The sequence below is a fragment of the Colwellia sp. 6_MG-2023 genome (assembly GCF_030547765.1).
Classification (GTDB): Bacteria; Pseudomonadota; Gammaproteobacteria; order Enterobacterales; family Alteromonadaceae; genus Colwellia.
This window is the reverse complement of the sequence record NZ_JAUOPP010000004.1, coordinates 111,385-129,604: the sequence shown is the minus strand read 5'-3', so window position 1 is coordinate 129,604 and position 18,220 is coordinate 111,385. Positions and strand designations below refer to the sequence as shown.

Below are 18,220 nucleotides of genomic sequence, written 5' to 3'. Positions count from 1 at the left end.
GCTACGGTTGCTCTATCGCCGCATAGCCAAAATTAACAATCTTTTTTTGCACACTGGGTGACAGTAGGTATTCACTTAATTTTTTTGCGTTATCGACATTTTTACTGTTTTTTAGGATGACAAGTTGCTGCTCTATTGGCTGATGATAATCTGAAGGGATAACAGCGCCAGCTAAGTTATTTAATACCAGTTGGCTATTGGCTATTAAACCGTTGCTTACTGCTTGTGTACGAATCTGTGCAAAAGTTTGGTTGATATTGATGCCAACAACAAGCTTGTTTTGGTATGGTTGCCATAGCCCTAAGTGCGCTAAAGTCTCTTTAGCAGCTTTGCCATAAGGAGCGGTATCTGGGTTTGCAATAGCAAAGCGTTGGTTTTCTTTTTGAGATAAATACTGCAAATATTCTAAACTTGCTGTTGAATTCATTGAGAATAGCGCTAATTGACCTAATGCATATGTTTTTCGGCTCTTTGCAATGATCAAATTTTGCTGTTCAAGTTTTGCTGGTCTAATGCTATCAGCAGCGAGAAAAATATCAAAAGGCGCACCATGCTGAATTTGTATAAACATAGCACCAGTTGCACCACTAATAATTTGAGTCTTGATACCGGTTTGTTGATGAAAATCTATTAAAAGTTCTTTTAATGGGGTAGTAAAGTTGGAAGCAACGGCAATGCGGAGCGGATGATTATTAGTATTGGTTTGCTCTGCTTTATTCGCACTCAGGGCTTGGTTACTCAGGATGATGCTAATGCTGAGTATAACTAGGACTATTTTATTAGTAAGCGATTGAGTAAATGAATACAGTTTCATTGATTAGTTATCCTTTACCAAACGGCTGCTTTACTTTGATCACTTGATTTAGCGTCTAACCACTTAACACCATCTTTATTAGCTTCTTTTTTCCAAAAAGGTGCCTGTACTTTTAAGTAATCCATAATAAATTCATTGGCAGCGAATGCATCTTTGCGATGTTGGCTAGTTACTCCAACAAACACAATTTGCTCACCAATAAATAGCTCTCCAATACGATGAATTACTTTTACACGTCCAATGTCCCAGCGCTCTTTTGCTTGATGAATAATGGCTAATAATGATTTTTCAGTCATCACTGGATAATGCTCTAGGGTTAAACTAGTAACACTTTTACCTTCGTTTTGATTACGGACACGACCAGTAAAAGTCACCACAGCGCCATCAGTCGCATTATTTTTTTCAAGTAAGGCAACTTCATCTGCTAGGCTAAAATCTTCGGTTTGTATTGATATTTCGGAGTAATTAGTTGCTGTCATCTTATAACTTGCTCTGCTATATAACTAAATAAGGTCATTATTGATAAATGGTTGAGTTATCCACCGGTAACAGGTGGGAAAAAAGCCACTTCATCGCCAGTGTTAACTATGTGTTCATCATTAACCATGTCGTGATTCACGGCAGACAGTAATGAATCGTTAGTAAAAACTTGTTGCCATTGCTCATCTGTACTCGCCAGTTGTTTTTTTATATCGGCGACCGTAGTTAATCCTTGGCTATTTATTGATAACTCACTGCAATTAAGCTGCTCACGTAAAGCGGCAAAAAAAACGATTTTTATCATGATGTTCTCTCTTTTTATAAAAGTAAGTAAATGATCACTTACGAATAAGATCTCATTTTAAAAGCTACTTTGAATAATTTTTCTATAAAGCCTGCCAATGTCCTGACTTACCACCTTCTTTAGTTAATACTTTAATATTGCCAATTTCCATTGCAGGATCAGCTGCTTTACACATATCAAATAAAGTTAAACAAGCAACTGATACCGCCGTTAATGCTTCCATTTCAACACCGGTTTGCCCCGTTAAACGACAAAGGCTTGTGACCTGCACTTGTGAATTATCTTCATCTAAACTGAAATCAACTTGTACTTTACTTAGCATCAATGGATGACATAAAGGAATTAAATCACTACACTTTTTGGCTGCTTGAATACCGGCAATACGAGCAACGGCAAACACATCGCCTTTTTTATGTTTACCGGTGGTAATTAATTCAAAAGTCGCGCGATTCATACTTATAACACCTTGCGCTGTAGCGGTACGTGAGGTCATCGCTTTTTCGGTCACATCAACCATATTAGCTTCACCTTGTTGATTGAGATGGCTAAGTGTTGGCGATGATGATGTTGTTGAACTACTCATTAGTTACGTGTCTCGCATTGGTCAGCGCTAATATTTAAATGAGGCACAAAGTTACACGGCTTATGGCTAGCATCTAATTGTTCTTTGATTACCTTATCCCAGGCAGTTTTACATGCGTTAGTTGAACCTGGTACACATAAAATGACAGTTTTATTTGCCATACCACCTAAAGCGCGCGATTGAATTGTTGATGTACCTATTTCACCTAATGAAACATGGCGAAATACTTCACCAAAACCTTCAATATTTTTATCAAATAATGGCATTAATGCTTCAGGTGTATTATCTCGATCGGTAAATCCAGTACCACCGGTAGAAATAATGACGTTAATACTATCATCAGCAATCCATTTAGAAACTTGAGCTCGCAGTTGGTATATATCATCAATAACAATCGCTTTATCTACTAGTGTATGGCCTGCAGTTGTGAGTCGTTCGACTAATGCTTGACCAGAAGTATCATTGTCTTCTGTGCGAGTATCTGAAACAGTTAATACTGCAATATTTAAGGGAATGAAAGTTGTGCCGCCATGTGCTGACATAAGTTATCCTTTTACGCTATCTGTTTAAATTAATTGGTTAAAAGTTAAGCTGCTGCTTTGCTTGTTGCCATTGTTCGGGCGTATTTGTATTAAATAAAACAGCTTTATCATTAATCGGTATTGCTTGATGTGGAATGTTTTTTAACAAAGCTTTGATTGAAGGGCCTTTTATCGCCTCTCCGTTATTAAGCTGTATATGTTCATTTGTTAAGTTATCTGCAAACGTGTGTGATAAAAATAATTCAACATAAGCGCTGTTCGGTAAGTAGAGAGGGATGTTATGACCTTCGAAGTATGTTGCTTTTTGGCTTAATTCACCTTTAACACGTAAGTCAGTTAAGGCTTTTGCGGTCATAAAAGGTAAATCAACAGGCAGTATTAATAATGACTTCGCATTTGGGTACTTGGTCAAGACACTGAAAATTCCTCCAACAGGTCCACACCGCTTTACTTGATCGGGGATATCATAATGATCACCACTAACAACAATGTTATTAATACCTGAATTAGTCAGTGTTTGCTTAGAAAAGGCAAGCATAGACTGCGGTGAATTATTTCCTCTAACTAACTTGGCTTTATCATTGCCCATACGAGTAGATAAACCACCAGCAAGTACGACTCCTAAGCATTCATGATTTAATAGTGTCGTGTCTATCGGTGCAGTGTTTACAATGTTATTCATACTAACCACCTAACATGGCTAAATGTTTTGTGCCGCCAGTAAGTTTATCATGTAGGAAGTGAGTTGCCTTTTTATCACCTAATAAAGACAATATTTGTGCTTGTAATGGTTCAATATCATCACATTGTAATTGTTCGCGTAAAGATAAACCGTTTTCGCTGAATAGGCACAAATGTAATTTTCCTGATGAACTCACTCGTAAGCGGTTACAACTGCTACAGAAATCTTTGGAGTAAGGCATAATTAGCCCAATACGCCCTTGATAGTCAGGATGATAAAACTCTTGTGCAGGCCCTGCAGATCTGTCTTGCAGCACGGGTAACCAGCCATCAAGAATTAAGTTTTGCTTTATGCGAGAACCTTGCACATGCTGTGCATCAAAAAAGGCTTTATTATCGCCCGTTTGCATTAATTCTATGAAACGTAGGGTGACCGGGGTATCTTTTAGCCAATCTAAATAGCTTTGAATATCGTAGCCACTGTATTCGCGCATTAATACTGTATTCACTTTAACCGTAGGGCGTCCATCAGCTAAAGCCATATCGATACCTTTTAAAATAGTATCGAGTTTGTCATGCCCTGTAATAGCATGAAACTTACGAGGATCTAAACTATCAATACTGATGTTGATAGCGTCAATGCCGGCATCTAACCAATGCGGTAAATGTTCAGGCAATTTAAAACCATTGCTAGTGATAGCAACTTTTTTAATACCTTGAGTTTGTTTACAAGCATGAATGATCTCAGGAAGATCTTTACGAAGTGCCGGCTCACCACCGGTGATCCGAATTTTTTCTGTACCTAAGCTAGCAAAGGCAGAAGTTAAACGTTTTATTTCTGCAAGAGAAAGAAAGTCACGCGGTTGATCACACTGATAACCGTCAGGCAGGCAGTATGTGCATTTGAAATTACAAACGTCCGTAATCGATAGGCGTAGATAATAAAACCTACGGCCAAAATTGTCTTTTAACATATCACCTTTCCAAATGTAGGGAGGCTAACGCGTTTCCTTGTTAACCCTGGCAGTAAATTGCTATCAATAAATTATCTAATGAAAACAATTACTACGGCTTTAAATAACATAGCCTACTTTTATAAAGTATGGAGTTAGCTATTTAAGCTCGGTGTAAAATAATTATATAGTCTTATGACTCAAGAAAAAGTATACCATTTAATAGCCTGCATAATAGCACTTTTTGACTTCCTGTCTTAATCTGTCTATAGACAATAAAAAGCCCAATTACTTTTGTCACTAATTAGGTAATAATAGTGGCAATATGCTCTTTTAATTATTGATAAATAATTAAAAGATGTTTCAAGGTATTCAAAAAATAAAAAATTAAGTGAGATTGTCATGTCTGATTGTTGTTCAGCTCCTGGTTTATTACCATTTGAGGATGCGTTAGAAAATTTATTGTCACAAATAACGCCGGTGACCGAAACGTTAACTTTACCAATTTCACAGGCACTTAATTATGTTTTAGCTCAAGAAATTGCTAGTCCACTAAATGTTCCTAATCATGATAATTCAGCAATGGATGGTTATGCTTTTGCTATTGAGAGTTTTCAAACCAGTAAAGTATTAACCTTAATAGGGCGCTCTATGGCAGGATCGCCTTTTGAAGGTGAATGTAAATTAGGGGAGTGCATTCGTATTATGACTGGCGCAAAAATGCCTGAGAGTTGTGATAGTGTTGAAATGCAAGAAAATGTGCAAGTGGATGACAACAATATTACCTTTCTTAATGAAAAATCATTTGGCTCTCATGTGCGTAAGGCTGGTGAGGATATTAAATTAGGTCAGCCTGTTTTTAGCCCAGGGCATAAACTATCGGCCATAGATATTGGTATTTTGTCTTCATTGGGTATTAGTGAAGTTCAGGTTTACCGCCGAGTAAAGGTTGCGCTAATTTCGACCGGAGATGAGCTAAAGCTCCCTGGGCAAATATTAGCGTCAGGTGATATTTACGAGAGTAATAGCTTCGTTTTACGTGGCATGTTAGAAAAATTACATATTGAAGTGATTGACTTTGGCATTATTGAAGATGATTTCGATTTAATCAAGGCGGCTTTTGTTAGTGCCGATAAGCAGGCTGATGCGGTTATTTCATCTGGTGGTGTTTCCGTAGGAGAAGCAGACTATACTAAAACGGTGCTTGATGATTTGGGGGAAATTGGTTTTTGGAAAATTGCCATGAAACCGGGGAAACCGTTTGCTTTTGGCAAGTTACCCAACAGTATTTTTTTTGGTTTACCAGGAAATCCAGTCTCAGCGTTAGTTACTTTTCATCAATTAGCAATGCTTGGTTTAACTAAAATGCAAAATGCAGAACCGCTAAAGCGTACTTATTTAAAGGTGAAATGTGTTAAGGATTTGAAAAAATCACCTGGTCGTATGGATTTTCAGCGAGGTGTGCTTAGTGTTAATGACCAAGGCGATAATGTTGTTGAATCAACTGGTTCACAAGGCTCCGGTATTTTATCAAGTTTAGTACAAGCAAATTGTTTTATCGTGTTACCCGCTGAGCAGGGCAAAGTTAAGGCGGGAGAAGTAGTAACGGTACAGTTATTTGACCAATTTATAACGTAAATCAATTACGTACAATGCCCTATAGTTTGTTATGTAGAGAAAATATAAAAACCTAGTTATTAAGGTTTAGTGATCATTATTATTGTGTGTGCATGGGGAAATAGAAATGAAATATGAACTTAGTTTTTGTTCAATAAATATTCTTAATGAAAATATAGCGGAAGTCATTGTGAATAAATCCGTTGAAATATCGATAGAAATGGTAGAAGAATATGATGAGTTTTTATCAACACACTTTTCGAGTAATTTTGGTTTGCTTATTAATAAAATTAATCATTATGATTACTCCTTTGAAGCAAAATTAAGCATTGCATCCCATGAAAATTTAAAAGTTATAGCGGTTATTAACTATAGCGATGAAAGTGAAGCCTTAACCCAAAAAATGAACGATCTAAGAGCTGTAGATCGTTGGAATTTAAAAAATTTCTCAGGTATAAACTTAGGTTGGCAAGATGGTTTTGATTGGTTAACAAAAGAGTTATCAATGATTAGTTGATAACTCTTTTGTAGCTTTATAGGTATTACCAAATAGCTAAGTTATTACAGTTGAGCAAAACACTTAGCGGCAGCTTCTAAGGTTTTTTCAATAATATCATCGGTATGTGCCATTGATAAAAAACCAGCTTCAAAAGCTGATGGTGCTAAATAAACACCATGTTCAAGCATCAAATGGAAGAAACGGTTAAATTTATCCTGGTCACATGCCATGACTTGCTCAAAGCAAGTGATAGGGGTTTCATCACTGGTAAAAAAGAAACCAAACATCGCACCAACATAGTTAATATTTAAATCAATGCCATTTCTGTCTGCAGCAGCTTTTAAGCCCATTGCTAATTTCTCGGTAGCATCGCTTAATTGCTGATGCTTATTACCTTGTGATAATTCTGTTAATGCAGCTAAACCTGCCGCCATAGCGATAGGGTTACCAGAGAGAGTACCTGCTTGATATACTGGGCCAGTGGGGGCAATGTAATCCATTATTTCTTTTTTACCACCAAAAGCACCAACAGGCATACCACCACCAATAACCTTACCTAATGTAGTTAGGTCAGGCTTAATGTTGTAATGTGCTTGCGCACCACCTAAAGCAACACGGAATCCGGTCATTACTTCATCAAAAATAAGGACAGAATTATACTGATCACAAACCGCACGTAAGCCTTCTAAGAAACCTTGTACAGGAGGGATACAGTTCATGTTGCCCGCAACAGGCTCAACAATAATACAAGCAATTTGATCCGGATATTTAGCAAATATTTCCTTAACTTCTGATAAGTTATTATAGCTAACCGTTAAGGTGTGTTTAGCAAAGTCTTCAGGAATACCTGGAGAGTTAGGTACACCTAATGTTAAAGCACCAGAGCCTGCCTTTACTAATAATGAATCGGCATGGCCATGATAACAACCTTCAAACTTTAATATTTTATCACGGCCAGTAAAACCTCGAGCTAAGCGAATAGCGCTCATCGTTGCTTCAGTACCTGAGCTAACCATACGTAAAGACTCCATCGAAGGAACTAACTCACGTACTTTTTCTGCCATGGTGATTTCTAATTCTGTTGGCGCACCAAAACTTAAACCATTTTGGGCGGTAGTAATAACAGCATCTAAAATAGCTGGGTGGTTGTGACCTAAAATCATAGGTCCCCAAGAGCCAACATAATCAATGTAAGCATTATCGTCAGCATCATAAATATAAGCGCCTTCTGCACGTTTTATAAACGAAGGTGTGCCACCAACGCTGCTGAATGCACGTACTGGTGAATTAACTCCACCTGGAATAACACTTTTGGCTTTAGCAAATAATTGCTCAGAATTACTTGTTGAAAGGTTTGTTGTTCCACTCATAGTAAAAACCCTTTTTGGTTTGTTGGTTAATGGATGGCCTTGCATGGACAAGATGCCATTCATAAAATTTGTTAATTAGCGTTTATTTGTGTGCCAGTTTACGCTTTTTTCATATTGCGTTAGTTGATCCTCAACACCTAAAGTTAACGCAAATAGTGCCATTCTTACTAAAACACCATTTTGTGCTTGTCTAAAAATCGCTAGGCTGTCTAAATCATTTAAATCAATGTCGAGTTCATTGGCCTCGGGGCGAGAATCTCTTGGTAGAGGGTGCATAATAACCGTATTTTCACGGCAATACTTTTGATAAACGCTTTTGTTTAAACTGAAATGTCCACGATATAAATCGGCTTCATCTTTACTGGCAAAGCGCTCTTGTTGAATACGAGTTTGGTAAATAACGTCGCAAGATAAATTGCCTGCCATGGTGTCGGTAATCACCACTTGATGACCTGCATTTTCTAAAGCAGAAACAACACTGTCCGGCATTTGTAGTGCAGTTGGAGATACCATAGTGACTTTAACGTTATTGTAAAGACTGAGTAGTTTCGATAAAGAATGTACTGTGCGACCGTGTTTTAAGTCACCCATCAACACTATATCAAGGTTATCTAAACCTTTTTGATAATGCATCATTTCAGACTGTATGGTGAATAAGTCCAATAATGCTTGTGTTGGGTGCTCATTAGCCCCATCACCACCATTAATTACCGGAACAGTACTACCTTGTGCAAACTGCTCAACAGAATGCATTTGTGGGTGGCGCATGGCAATAACATCGCTATAACCACTTATAACTTGAGCGGTATCAAGCAATGATTCACCTTTACTTAATGATGAATTTTCTTGGCCGACAGTTTCACGAACAAAGCCGCCTAGTAAGTTAAAAGCCGTACCAAAGCTAACACGTGTTCGGGTGCTTGCTTCAAAAAAAAGATTGCTTAAAATAGCGCCATCAAGCACAGTGCAACGCTTTTGGCGCGCAGCATAAGGTGCCATTTGTGCTGATACGTCGAGTATCTTTGCAATTGCGTCACGATCAAATTGGGATACTGAAAGTATGTGATTACCTTGGAATTTCATCATTTTGAGAAGTCTAGCCGTTAATTAATGAATCACGAAAAATTTGCAGAAATATAGCATAAATTGACAAAACTTAGAATGTTATATCAAGCTATTTCGCTTTAATTGTTTTAGATAATACTACCCATAAAACGGTTTAACATACGCCAAAATGATGACAGCTAGCAACATGAATACAGGTATCTCGTTAAATATTCGATAAAACTTGCCTGGTCGCGTATTTTTATCTTGCTGGAAGGTATTTACCAATTTAAAGCAATAACCGTGATAAATCACCAGAAGAATAACGAAAGTAAGTTTTATATGCAGCCACTTGGCAGCAGCAAACCAATGAGCGCCGTAGGTATAAATTAATATTAAGCCAAGCACTATCGTTAATATGGCAAAAGGCGTGACAAAGTAAAGTAAACGTTTCTCCATTCCTTTTAGTTGTTGTGATACTGACTCAGTGGTTGTTTCTGCATGATTTACAAATAGTCGAGGTAAGTAAAATATACCGGAAAACCAAGCGACCATAAAAAAAACATGTAAGGCTTTAAACCAGAGAATATTGCTCGCTAAAAATTCATTCATGAATCATTCTTCCTTTCAAATACTGATTCTTTTTCATCAACATATGGTGGTAATACCCCGGCAATTAATTTGCCGTGAACTAGGTATTGTCTAATTTGTTCAAAGGTTACCATACCAATCATATTATTTATATTTTCTTGGTAAATATAGACGCCACCACAGCGCTTTTTAACCAGTAGTAAATAAGCTTCAGCTAAGGTTGCTTGATGCGATAAAGGAATCAGTTGATGTAATGTCATTTTCTCTGATACTTGATATTCAGACGTATGGTGTTCTGATTGCGCATCGTCATGTAACGGGATGGTCACTAATGGTATATCCTCGTTAAACTCAGCCCAATGATAATTAACTTCGTCAATCACTTGTTTGTTCTTCATTACCTTTTTAACGGTTTTATTAACTACAGGCGTTTTATTATCAACAGTTAACATAATGCCGGCGATAGCCTTGATAGAAGCTTGCTGGGTATATTCTATTTTTTTTATCATCAAACCGAGCACGCCAATTTTTTGTAAGGTTTTTTCAATAGGCGGTTTACGATAAAGTAAACCTTGAATATCAAGCTGCATAGTAAATACTGAGCGATTTTTAAATAATTGGCCAGAAATAATACTAGAGATAGTAATAACTATCATGGCAGGTAAAATTATTTCTAATTGACCAGATAATTCAACTACTGCTAGTAATGCAGCTATCGGCGCATTTAAGCTGGCTGCCATAAATCCCGCCATTCCCATTAAAATAAAGTCATTACCGATATGTTCGCCAGGTAAAAATTGTGTTACTAGCGCACCACCTAATGCTCCTGTAATCGCGCCAATGCTAATAATTGGTCCAATAACGCCACCAGGAATGCCTAAACCTAATGCAAATGTAGTCATTAAGAATTTAGCTAATAAAAGACTGATTAATAACCCTACTTGCCAGTCATTGGTAAATGAAATATCAATAGCGCCAATACCAACACCCATAGCACCAGGGACAAAATAACCTAAAGCGCCAGTGATTACCGCAGCTAAAAGCAGTCTTGGTACAATATGATATTTATTACTATGTTTTATTACGCCAATTAAGGTTTTGTTAAAGGCGGCTGCTAGTGTTCCTAGTAAAACACCTAGAATGATCAAAGGAATATAATGTTGTGGTATTAACTCTATTTTATGAAAATATTCAAAGTCTTGAGATACATCAAAAACACTTCGAGTTACTAATGAACCGACTAAAGACGCCAACATCACAGGGATAAATATATGAACTTTATACTCCCTCATAATGACTTCCATTACAAAGAGTACTGCGGCAATAGGGGTGTTAAATGTTGCTGAAATACCCGCAGCAATACCACAAGCACATAAAATACGAATACTGTTATAAGGTAGCTTCAATACGCTTCCTACATAACTACTGGCCGCAGCGCCTAGATGTACAGCGGGTCCTTCACGTCCAACAGAAAAACCTGATGCAAGCGCTACAGCGCTGCCAAAAAATTGATTCAGTGTATTTTTAAAAGGGATAACACCATGGGCAACCTTTAGTCGATGTAGCACAAATGGGATACCTGTTCTTAAGTATTTATACCCCGTTAGCCAACCAAAAAGTAGAATGATAATTGCACCTATAATGGGTAAGTCAAAACGACTTACCCCATCTAAGGTGATATAATTATCGCGCTTAACCAAATAGAGCTGTTGGATTTGCTCTGTGGTTAAGGTAAATAAAATCACTAAGAGTGCTGACGCAAAACCTCCGACAATGGCAAGTATACAAATTTGCCATGAAGTCTTGGGTAACGCTAAGTTTTTTCTGATTGTGCTAATATAGCTCATGGTTAAAAAGTGGGCTTCTTTGTTTTGTAGATAGCATTTATCGATATCGTTTTAGTAAATAAATTACCAATAAGTTTAATTCTTTAAGGTTATTGTACGTTACAAATGAATTGCTTAGCAAAAATAAATCTAACCATTGTTACTAAGTAGAGAAGGCCTGTTAAATCGGCATTTATATCCTGATTTTCAAGCGAGAATATTAGAAAAAATCTCACCTAGCAGAGTTATATCAACAAGCAGTAAGCCAAATTGAAGCTGCTAATATTTTAGAGGCTGAACAGGCCGTTAAGCCATTAGTATGTTATCAACAAGTGATGGTGTCACAATAAAACCGATAGCGTAATTATTGATAAGGTAAAAATAACAGCAAATAATAAACCTAGATAAGTTAACATTTGCAGGTATTTCCACGAAAATAAGGAAAAATATTATTTAGTTTTAAATATTTTCACGTTATCGAAGGAATGTTTGCATTGCCATAAAAATTTATTTCTGAGAAAATACAACTGTTTGCCATGTTAGCAAAAGCCAAGTGGCAAAAATATCATAAGCTTGATAAAACACTCTCTTGGCGCATACAATAATAAAGCAATAATACTTGACTAAATTAGTCAAGCTTAAGATAATAGATACACTATAAACTTTCTTGCAAGAGAGTGAGAAAGTAGCATAATAGACTTAGTATTATTACCTTGGTTTACAGTCCCCTTTTAAAATAAAAGTAGAGTTTCATGTCTGATCCTATCTCAACACCAGAATTACCTATTAAATTTACCGATTCGGCAGCGAGTAAAGTACTATCGTTAATTACAGAAGAAGAAAACCCAGAACTTAAGCTAAGAGTTTATGTTACTGGTGGTGGTTGTTCTGGTTTTCAATACGGCTTTACCTTCGATGAAAAAATAAACGAAGGTGATATGACTATAGAAAAACAAGGTGTCACTATGGTTATTGATCCAATGAGTTTACAATACTTGGTTGATGGTGAAGTTGATTACCTAGAAAGTTTAGAAGGTAGCCGTTTTGTTGTGAATAACCCAAATGCATCAACTACCTGTGGCTGTGGTTCGTCTTTCTCTATTTAAGCCAATCTACATTATAGCGATAAGTCTATGCTTATAGACTTATCAAAGAATTACCCCTGTTTTCTTATGCATATATAATTGCTCATCAGCTTGTTTTAGTAACTCTTCCATTGTTTTTATTCCATCACTAGCGGCAGCTCCACAGCTAATGGTAATAGGTAAATGCAAACCTTGATAAGGCATCGGGTTATTTTGGAAAAATTCAGTTAACCGCTTACATGCTAATAATGCTTCCTTGTATGGCTGGCTTGCTAAAGTAATCACAAACTCATCTCCTGCATATCTAAAGCATTTATCATTTTCACGTATTAATTCTTTTAATTGTGTCGCGACATAAGTGAGTACTTTATCACCACAATCATGTCCATAAGTATCATTGATTTCTTTGAATTTATTACAATCGATAAACAATATTGAGAAAGGAACATTATATCGACGTTGACGTGTTAACTCTTCATTGATTGAATCTTCCATAAGCCGACGGTTGGCAAGCCCCGTTAGTCTATCGTAATGAGCCATATATTCTAGCTGCTCTCTAATCAATGCATTAGATAAACATAAACTTACTTTTACTGCGAGTTGTTCTAAATGCAAAGTGCCTAAGTTCGGTCGAAAGCGTGTTTTTTCATTGTCAGTAAAAACTAAACTGCCAAATAACTTATCTTCAATGATTAAAGGCACTAAAGCGATCGATTTTGTTTGTTCGGCCAGGTTTATAGGGAGTATTTTTTTTATAAGAAGTAGATCATTAGTAAGCAGTGGTTTTCGTTTAGGGTGTAATTGTTGCAATAAATCAATCGCAATATTTTTGCTGTTTTCTTTATGCCAACTTGATTGCATATTACCGCTAAGTAAATAGCTGATTGGTGTTGGTTCGGCCAATAACAAGCAAATACCACTTAAGTCAAACTTATCTTTTATCGACGCTAACAGCTCAAATAAAAGCTCTTGGCTTGTTTTGCAACGTAATATTTGCGCTTCAATTTCAAAAAGTTTTTGGGCTATATCTGCATTAATACGTGAATTTTCAATTAGACTCGCTAATTTGCGCTCTAATGCTATTTTTGTGTCAGACATATCCGTAATACCTGTTAGTACAAATGATGAAGTTAAGGATGCGATCATCAATGAACTTGCATATTAACTTTTTAATTACGTTTAACTTTTCAGTTAAGCGTATTGATTTTAAGCTTGATAGACTATAAAAATCAACCTTCCATTAATAGCATGGTAATTATAGTGTTCATATCAAGATCAAAGTCCTCAGCCCTGACGCCTTTAACAATGAAATCATCCGTTTTTGCTAAGTCAATATCTTGGGTATTCAGGTATTGATTTAACTTTACACTATAGAAAGATTTTACTTTAGGTTTTGTTAAATCATTGCAATTACGTTGCTCGACTACAGCAAGCTTTTTAGATTCTAATTGTACAAGTGTTCCCGTAGGGAACACACCAATACATCGAATAAATTGTTCGACTAACTCACCATCAAGATGATTGTTTTTAGCCAGTTCACGCAAAATATTGAATGATTTGATGTGGGAGAAACCATCTTTATAGCAACGGTTTGCGGTTAATGCATCAAAGATGTCGCAAATTGCAATCATGCGGCCATATTTGTGAATATTTTTGCCCTCAACTTGAAATGGGTAACCTTCACCATTTAATTTCTCATGGTGTAACGCTGCAACGTCTAAACTTAGTTTACTAATGCCTGGGGTTTTCTTGATGATGTCAATAGAGTGGTTGGCATGTGTTTTCATGATAGTAAACTCTTCATCAGTTAACTTACCTGGCTTATTTAATATTTCGTCAGGAATTTTTATTTTACCAATATCATGTAAAAAAGCGCCAATGCTAAGATGATGGACAACTTTTTTATTCATTTTTAAGTGGTGAGCAAAAATAGTCATGTAAACCGAGACGGCAACAGAGTGCTCTAGTAAGTATTCGTCTTTTTCGCGAATATTTACCATGCAGGCTAAAGAGTCTGGACTATTGAAAATGGCATCGACCGACTTATTAGTAACATCAACAACTGATTGTAAATCAACTGTTGTACCATTTAAGGCCGCAGCAAATAGTTTTTTTTGAATGTCTTTCGACTCATTAAATATTTCGACAGCTTGTTTTGCTTCTGCGCTGATTTCAGCCCTAGTTTTGCTGGGAGGAGGCAGGGTTTTGCTATCATCGATAAATACAGATATAACCTGTTTACTTCTTAAATTATTAATTACATTAATGCTTTTTATATGTCCAGGCGCGCTTAATGTAAATGTTCCATTTTGCTTGGCAATATCCGTGACAAAGTGACCAACATTTAACTCACTAAGTTGTATTTCTATAATCATTTAGTTCTAAGCCAATTCATTACACTAAAGAAGGTTTTTTATTCTTTTTCTGATACTAGCTAGTTTTTTACTATTTCACAATTCATATGTTGTTATAAATTAATACCCAAACGTGTTAAAAGTTAAATTAATGAACGTTATCTGCTATTTTAATTGTTAATTCTTATGCAAATAACTATTTAGTTTTGTCGTCTCTTGCCGATAACTTTAAGGTGAGTGTTTCTTGCCTACTATTTTAGGATTATAATATGCGTGTACTTCTTCTTTTTATTTTTATGTGCTTTTTAACACCGCTGGCACACGGAGAAAATTTAACAGCTGTACAAATTTATACTGATGATCAACTGTTAGATCTTATTAAAGAAAATAAACATTTAGGGCAAGTGGTTTTAGATGAGTGTCAATTAGTGCAAGACATTGAAGCAAGAGCGGTAATATCTAAAATGCCTTCTTATCAGTTTTTGTGGGGGGATATGCTAGCTTATGGTGTATGCGTAAAAAAAGATATTGAGTTAGGTCTACATTTTATGCGTTTAGCTGCAAATCAAGGTTTAATTGAAGGTCTTGAACAAATGGGGCGCTATTATCATATCGGAAGATTTATGCAGAAGGATATCGATCAAGCAATTAGTTTTCTAAAAGCAGCCGCTTCTATGAATAATCTTGCTGCTCAAATGCGTTTAGCTGGTATCTACAACCAAGGTTATGGTAGCTCATTAGATTACCCTGAATTATATTCTCAACTTCACCATGCAATTACTGACGATAAAGCTGTTTATAAGAAAATAACCCAACTAAAAAAACAATTAGCGACGAAAATGCCTGATAAGGTAGTTAATGCTGCCAAAAAAGCTGACTACACAAATTAGCAATAATATTTTAGGTGAACTTAAAAAATTAAAAACACCTAGTTACATCAACTTTTTACTTTCTATCTTGTGATTGTAAAGTTTATGGTATACTCACCTACAATTAATTTCTATTCTATTTATAACAAGTAATCCATTATTGTGACCCTAAACGATCCCCATGCTAAACGTGAAGCAAAAAAATACGAAAAGCCAGTGGCTTCACGTGAGCTGCTATTATCTATCATTGAAAAATGCTCACCGCCACCTACCTTTAATACCTTAGCTAAAACATTAAATTACCAAGAAGATCATCTGCTGGTAGGTTTGAAGCGACGACTTCGAGCAATGGAAAATAGCGGACAGTTAATTTTTAATAAGTTTAAACAGTACGCTATTCCGGCAAAAAATAGCTTGTTAACAGGGCAGGTGTTAAGCCATCGTGATGGTTTCGGTTTCCTTGTCGTCGATGATGCAGATCTAAAATCAACGTCACCAGACAAGCGTGGCAAAGACTTTTATATTTCGTCTTATGAAATGCAACGAGTATTTCACGGTGATATTGTTCAAGCTATATTGGTTGACCGTACTGATAGAAAAGGTAAGAAAGAAGTTAAAATTCTAGATGTTATTGAACCTAGAAAAGCACCAATTGTAGGTCGTTTTAATGTTCAGCAGCATATTTGCAGTGTTGTGCCTGAAGATAGCAAGATAAAACAAGAAATATTAATTGATCCAAAAGCCCGGTTAGGGGCTCGTCATGGTCAAATGGTAGTAGTTGAATTAGCACAAAGGCCGACAAAACGCTCAAAAGCGATTGGTAATGTTATTGAAGTTTTAGGTGACCATATGGCGCCTGGTATGGAAATAGAAATAGCGTTACGCGCCCATGATTTACCCCATCAATTTTCTCATACAGTAGAAGCTGAAGTCGCTACCATTGCTGATGAAGTTGAAGAGTCAGCGAAATTACCGCGTAAAGATTTACGAGAATTACCACTGGTTACTATCGATGGTGAAGATGCACGAGATTTCGATGATGCTGTTTATTGTCAACCTGAAAAATCTGGTGGTTGGCGTTTATGGGTTGCTATAGCTGATGTTAGTTATTATGTTCGCCATGGCAGTGCGTTAGATGATGAAGCTATTTCGCGTGGTAATTCAGTATACTTTCCTAGCCAAGTTATTCCTATGCTACCGGAAAAATTATCAAATGGTTTGTGTTCTTTAAACCCAGACGTTGATCGACTTTGCATGGTCTGTGAAATGACCGTAAGTAGTGATGGTGAGCTTTCAGATAGCCAATTTTATCCTGCAGTCATGCGTTCACATGCACGTTTTACTTACAGTAAAGTTGCCGCAATACTTGATGCCAAAGATAATGACGATGTAGAAGCAATGGAAGGCCGAGACCTTCGAGAACAGTATTCTGCATTGGTACCGGATTTAGAAAATTTAAAAAGTATGTACTTAGCATTAAGTGATGCGCGCACTAAACGTGGTGCCATTGCTTTTGAAACAGAAGAGTCATTATTTCTGTTTAATAAAGATAAAAAAATTGAAAGTGTTGTACCACTTATTCGCAACGATGCGCATAAAATTATTGAAGAATGTATGATTTTAGCCAATGTTTCTACGGCTAAATTTATTGAAAAACATAATAAACCGGGCTTATTTCGAGTACATGATAAACCGAGTGAAGAGAAATATAATAATTTTGTCAGTTATTTATCTGAACTCGGCATTACTATACCTAAAAGAGATCAACCTGAACCAAGAGACTATTGTGATATTTTGACTAAAGTTGCAGAACGACCTGATCAAGAGCTCATTCAAACCATGTTACTTCGCTCAATGAGACAAGCAGTTTATCAGAGTGATAATTTAGGTCATTTTGGTTTAGCTTTAGCGTCTTATAGTCATTTTACTTCACCTATTAGGCGTTACCCTGACTTAGTTGTGCACAGAGTAATTAAAAGCATTTTACTTAAAGAAGCACAAGATCAAGCAACAAAAGAAGCTAATGCAGGCGCTTATGATTATAAGCTTGCAGAAGTTATTGAGCTAGGTGAACATTGCTCTATGACTGAACGTAGAGCTGATGAAGCAACACGTGACGTAAGTGATTGGCTTAAATGTGAGTTTATGCAAGATCATGTTGGTGATAGTTTTAATGGTGTAATTAGCACGGTAACTAATTTTGGTATGTTTGTTCGTTTACATGAATTACATATTGAAGGTTTAGTTCATATCACCTCTTTAGGTCAAGACTACTATCATTATGATGATGTACGCATGTGCTTAACTGGTGAAAAATCAGGTGTTAAATACCGTGTTGGTGATGTAGTTACAGTACAAGTGGCAGCAGTAAATTTAGATGAAAAGAAAATCGATCTTGCTATGGAAGGTAGTAGCGCAGTAAAAAAAGGTGCGCTAAAAGCTAAAGGTAAGCGTAAACCTAGTGCTAAAAGCACCAAAAAACCTTCAACTGACACGAAAGTTAAATCGAAAGTTAAGTCCAAAGCTAAAAAGCGCAGCGAGCGTAAAAAACGTCCAGGTAAAAATGCTCGTAAGAACGCAGTAAAGAAATAAATACCATTAAGCTGTC

At 36.4% G+C, this 18,220-nt stretch carries 18 protein-coding genes and 1 riboswitch; of the genes, 5 read left to right on the top strand and 13 right to left on the bottom strand.

Going from position 1 to position 18,220, the window contains the following annotated elements:
* Position 1: 1 nt before the first annotated feature.
* From modA to moaA, 7 genes are all read right to left on the bottom strand, one after another.
* Positions 2-814 carry a molybdate ABC transporter substrate-binding protein gene (gene modA, locus Q4503_RS04170; RefSeq protein WP_303601460.1) on the bottom strand — a complete coding sequence of 271 codons (813 nt, stop codon included), beginning with the start codon at positions 812-814 and terminating at the stop codon, positions 2-4.
* A gap of 14 nt (positions 815-828) precedes the next feature.
* Positions 829-1,293, bottom strand: coding sequence for a molybdopterin synthase catalytic subunit MoaE (moaE, locus tag Q4503_RS04165; RefSeq protein WP_215972259.1), 465 nt, complete (start codon positions 1,291-1,293; stop codon positions 829-831).
* A gap of 56 nt (positions 1,294-1,349) precedes the next feature.
* Positions 1,350-1,598: a molybdopterin converting factor subunit 1 gene (moaD, locus tag Q4503_RS04160; RefSeq protein ID WP_303601459.1), complete on the bottom strand. Its 249-nt coding sequence runs from the start codon at positions 1,596-1,598 to the stop codon at positions 1,350-1,352.
* Between the two features lie 82 nt (positions 1,599-1,680).
* Positions 1,681-2,181 (bottom strand): cyclic pyranopterin monophosphate synthase MoaC, encoded by a 501-nt coding sequence (moaC, locus tag Q4503_RS04155; protein ID WP_303601458.1) that lies wholly within the window; start codon positions 2,179-2,181, stop codon positions 1,681-1,683.
* Entirely contained in the window at positions 2,181-2,723 is a 543-nt protein-coding gene (moaB, locus tag Q4503_RS04150; RefSeq protein WP_215972256.1) for a molybdenum cofactor biosynthesis protein B, read from the bottom strand. The genes moaC and moaB overlap by 1 nt, the downstream gene beginning before the upstream one ends.
* Before the next feature lie 37 nt (positions 2,724-2,760).
* Complete coding sequence (locus Q4503_RS04145; RefSeq protein WP_303601457.1) at positions 2,761-3,405, bottom strand: molybdenum cofactor guanylyltransferase; 645 nt, start codon at positions 3,403-3,405, stop codon at positions 2,761-2,763.
* Between the two features lies 1 nt (position 3,406).
* On the bottom strand, positions 3,407-4,378 hold the full coding sequence (gene moaA / locus Q4503_RS04140; protein WP_303601456.1) for a GTP 3',8-cyclase MoaA: 972 nt from the start codon (positions 4,376-4,378) through the stop codon (positions 3,407-3,409).
* A riboswitch (molybdenum cofactor riboswitch) is annotated at positions 4,365-4,544 on the bottom strand. (Overlaps the previous gene by 14 nt.)
* A 215-nt stretch (positions 4,545-4,759) precedes the next feature.
* On the opposite strand from moaA, the gene moeA reads away from it, so the two are divergent.
* Together moeA and Q4503_RS04130 are read left to right on the top strand one after the other, a co-directional pair.
* Positions 4,760-5,995, top strand: a complete 1,236-nt coding sequence (gene moeA, locus Q4503_RS04135; RefSeq protein ID WP_215972253.1) for a molybdopterin molybdotransferase MoeA — start codon at positions 4,760-4,762, stop codon at positions 5,993-5,995.
* Between the two features lie 106 nt (positions 5,996-6,101).
* Complete coding sequence (locus Q4503_RS04130) at positions 6,102-6,491, top strand: hypothetical protein (RefSeq protein WP_215972252.1); 390 nt, start codon at positions 6,102-6,104, stop codon at positions 6,489-6,491.
* Positions 6,492-6,535: 44 nt separating this feature from the next.
* Here Q4503_RS04130 and hemL read toward each other — a convergent pair whose 3' ends face one another.
* From hemL to Q4503_RS04110, 4 genes are all read right to left on the bottom strand, one after another.
* Positions 6,536-7,843 carry a glutamate-1-semialdehyde 2,1-aminomutase gene (gene hemL / locus Q4503_RS04125; protein WP_303601455.1) on the bottom strand — a complete coding sequence of 436 codons (1,308 nt, stop codon included), beginning with the start codon at positions 7,841-7,843 and terminating at the stop codon, positions 6,536-6,538.
* 75 nt (positions 7,844-7,918) lie between these two features.
* Positions 7,919-8,929: an aspartate carbamoyltransferase gene (locus Q4503_RS04120; RefSeq protein WP_215972250.1), complete on the bottom strand. Its 1,011-nt coding sequence runs from the start codon at positions 8,927-8,929 to the stop codon at positions 7,919-7,921.
* A 117-nt stretch (positions 8,930-9,046) separates the two neighbouring features.
* Positions 9,047-9,499, bottom strand: a complete 453-nt coding sequence (locus Q4503_RS04115; RefSeq protein WP_215972249.1) for a CopD family protein — start codon at positions 9,497-9,499, stop codon at positions 9,047-9,049.
* Positions 9,496-11,325 (bottom strand): chloride channel protein, encoded by a 1,830-nt coding sequence (locus Q4503_RS04110; protein WP_215972248.1) that lies wholly within the window; start codon positions 11,323-11,325, stop codon positions 9,496-9,498. Before Q4503_RS04110 ends, Q4503_RS04115 begins: the two co-directional genes overlap by 4 nt.
* Positions 11,326-12,068: 743 nt before the next feature.
* On the opposite strand from Q4503_RS04110, the gene erpA reads away from it, so the two are divergent.
* On the top strand, positions 12,069-12,410 hold the full coding sequence (erpA, locus tag Q4503_RS04105; protein ID WP_354668413.1) for an iron-sulfur cluster insertion protein ErpA: 342 nt from the start codon (positions 12,069-12,071) through the stop codon (positions 12,408-12,410).
* A gap of 42 nt (positions 12,411-12,452) precedes the next feature.
* On the opposite strand, the gene Q4503_RS04100 is transcribed toward erpA, so the two are convergent.
* Both Q4503_RS04100 and Q4503_RS04095 read right to left on the bottom strand, forming a co-directional pair.
* Complete coding sequence (locus tag Q4503_RS04100; protein WP_303601454.1) at positions 12,453-13,487, bottom strand: DUF484 family protein; 1,035 nt, start codon at positions 13,485-13,487, stop codon at positions 12,453-12,455.
* Between the two features lie 131 nt (positions 13,488-13,618).
* Positions 13,619-14,764, bottom strand: a complete 1,146-nt coding sequence (locus tag Q4503_RS04095; protein WP_215972246.1) for an HD-GYP domain-containing protein — start codon at positions 14,762-14,764, stop codon at positions 13,619-13,621.
* 248 nt (positions 14,765-15,012) lie between these two features.
* Between Q4503_RS04095 and Q4503_RS04090 the strand changes: the two genes are divergently transcribed.
* Positions 15,013-15,633: a tetratricopeptide repeat protein gene (locus tag Q4503_RS04090; RefSeq protein ID WP_303601453.1), complete on the top strand. Its 621-nt coding sequence runs from the start codon at positions 15,013-15,015 to the stop codon at positions 15,631-15,633.
* 141 nt (positions 15,634-15,774) lie between these two features.
* The gene (gene rnr, locus Q4503_RS04085) at positions 15,775-18,204 is read left to right on the top strand and encodes a ribonuclease R (protein WP_303601452.1); all 2,430 of its coding nucleotides are present in this window, start codon (positions 15,775-15,777) and stop codon (positions 18,202-18,204) included.
* Positions 18,205-18,220: the final 16 nt, after the last annotated feature.

Excerpts from the sequence above, each read along its gene's own strand:
- modA (WP_303601460.1), bottom strand. The coding sequence starts at position 814 with ATGAAACTGTATTCATTTACTCAATCGCTTACTAATAAAATAGTCCTA.
- moaE (WP_215972259.1), bottom strand. The coding sequence starts at position 1,293 with ATGACAGCAACTAATTACTCCGAAATATCAATACAAACCGAAGATTTT.
- moaD (WP_303601459.1), bottom strand. The coding sequence starts at position 1,598 with ATGATAAAAATCGTTTTTTTTGCCGCTTTACGTGAGCAGCTTAATTGC.
- moaC (WP_303601458.1), bottom strand. The coding sequence starts at position 2,181 with ATGAGTAGTTCAACAACATCATCATCGCCAACACTTAGCCATCTCAAT.
- moaB (WP_215972256.1), bottom strand. The coding sequence starts at position 2,723 with ATGTCAGCACATGGCGGCACAACTTTCATTCCCTTAAATATTGCAGTA.
- Q4503_RS04145 (WP_303601457.1), bottom strand. The coding sequence starts at position 3,405 with ATGAATAACATTGTAAACACTGCACCGATAGACACGACACTATTAAAT.
- moaA (WP_303601456.1), bottom strand. The coding sequence starts at position 4,378 with ATGTTAAAAGACAATTTTGGCCGTAGGTTTTATTATCTACGCCTATCG.
- moeA (WP_215972253.1), top strand. The coding sequence starts at position 4,760 with ATGTCTGATTGTTGTTCAGCTCCTGGTTTATTACCATTTGAGGATGCG.
- Q4503_RS04130 (WP_215972252.1), top strand. The coding sequence starts at position 6,102 with ATGAAATATGAACTTAGTTTTTGTTCAATAAATATTCTTAATGAAAAT.
- hemL (WP_303601455.1), bottom strand. The coding sequence starts at position 7,843 with ATGAGTGGAACAACAAACCTTTCAACAAGTAATTCTGAGCAATTATTT.
- Q4503_RS04120 (WP_215972250.1), bottom strand. The coding sequence starts at position 8,929 with ATGATGAAATTCCAAGGTAATCACATACTTTCAGTATCCCAATTTGAT.
- Q4503_RS04115 (WP_215972249.1), bottom strand. The coding sequence starts at position 9,499 with ATGAATGAATTTTTAGCGAGCAATATTCTCTGGTTTAAAGCCTTACAT.
- Q4503_RS04110 (WP_215972248.1), bottom strand. The coding sequence starts at position 11,325 with ATGAGCTATATTAGCACAATCAGAAAAAACTTAGCGTTACCCAAGACT.
- Q4503_RS04100 (WP_303601454.1), bottom strand. The coding sequence starts at position 13,487 with ATGTCTGACACAAAAATAGCATTAGAGCGCAAATTAGCGAGTCTAATT.
- Q4503_RS04095 (WP_215972246.1), bottom strand. The coding sequence starts at position 14,764 with ATGATTATAGAAATACAACTTAGTGAGTTAAATGTTGGTCACTTTGTC.
- Q4503_RS04090 (WP_303601453.1), top strand. The coding sequence starts at position 15,013 with ATGCGTGTACTTCTTCTTTTTATTTTTATGTGCTTTTTAACACCGCTG.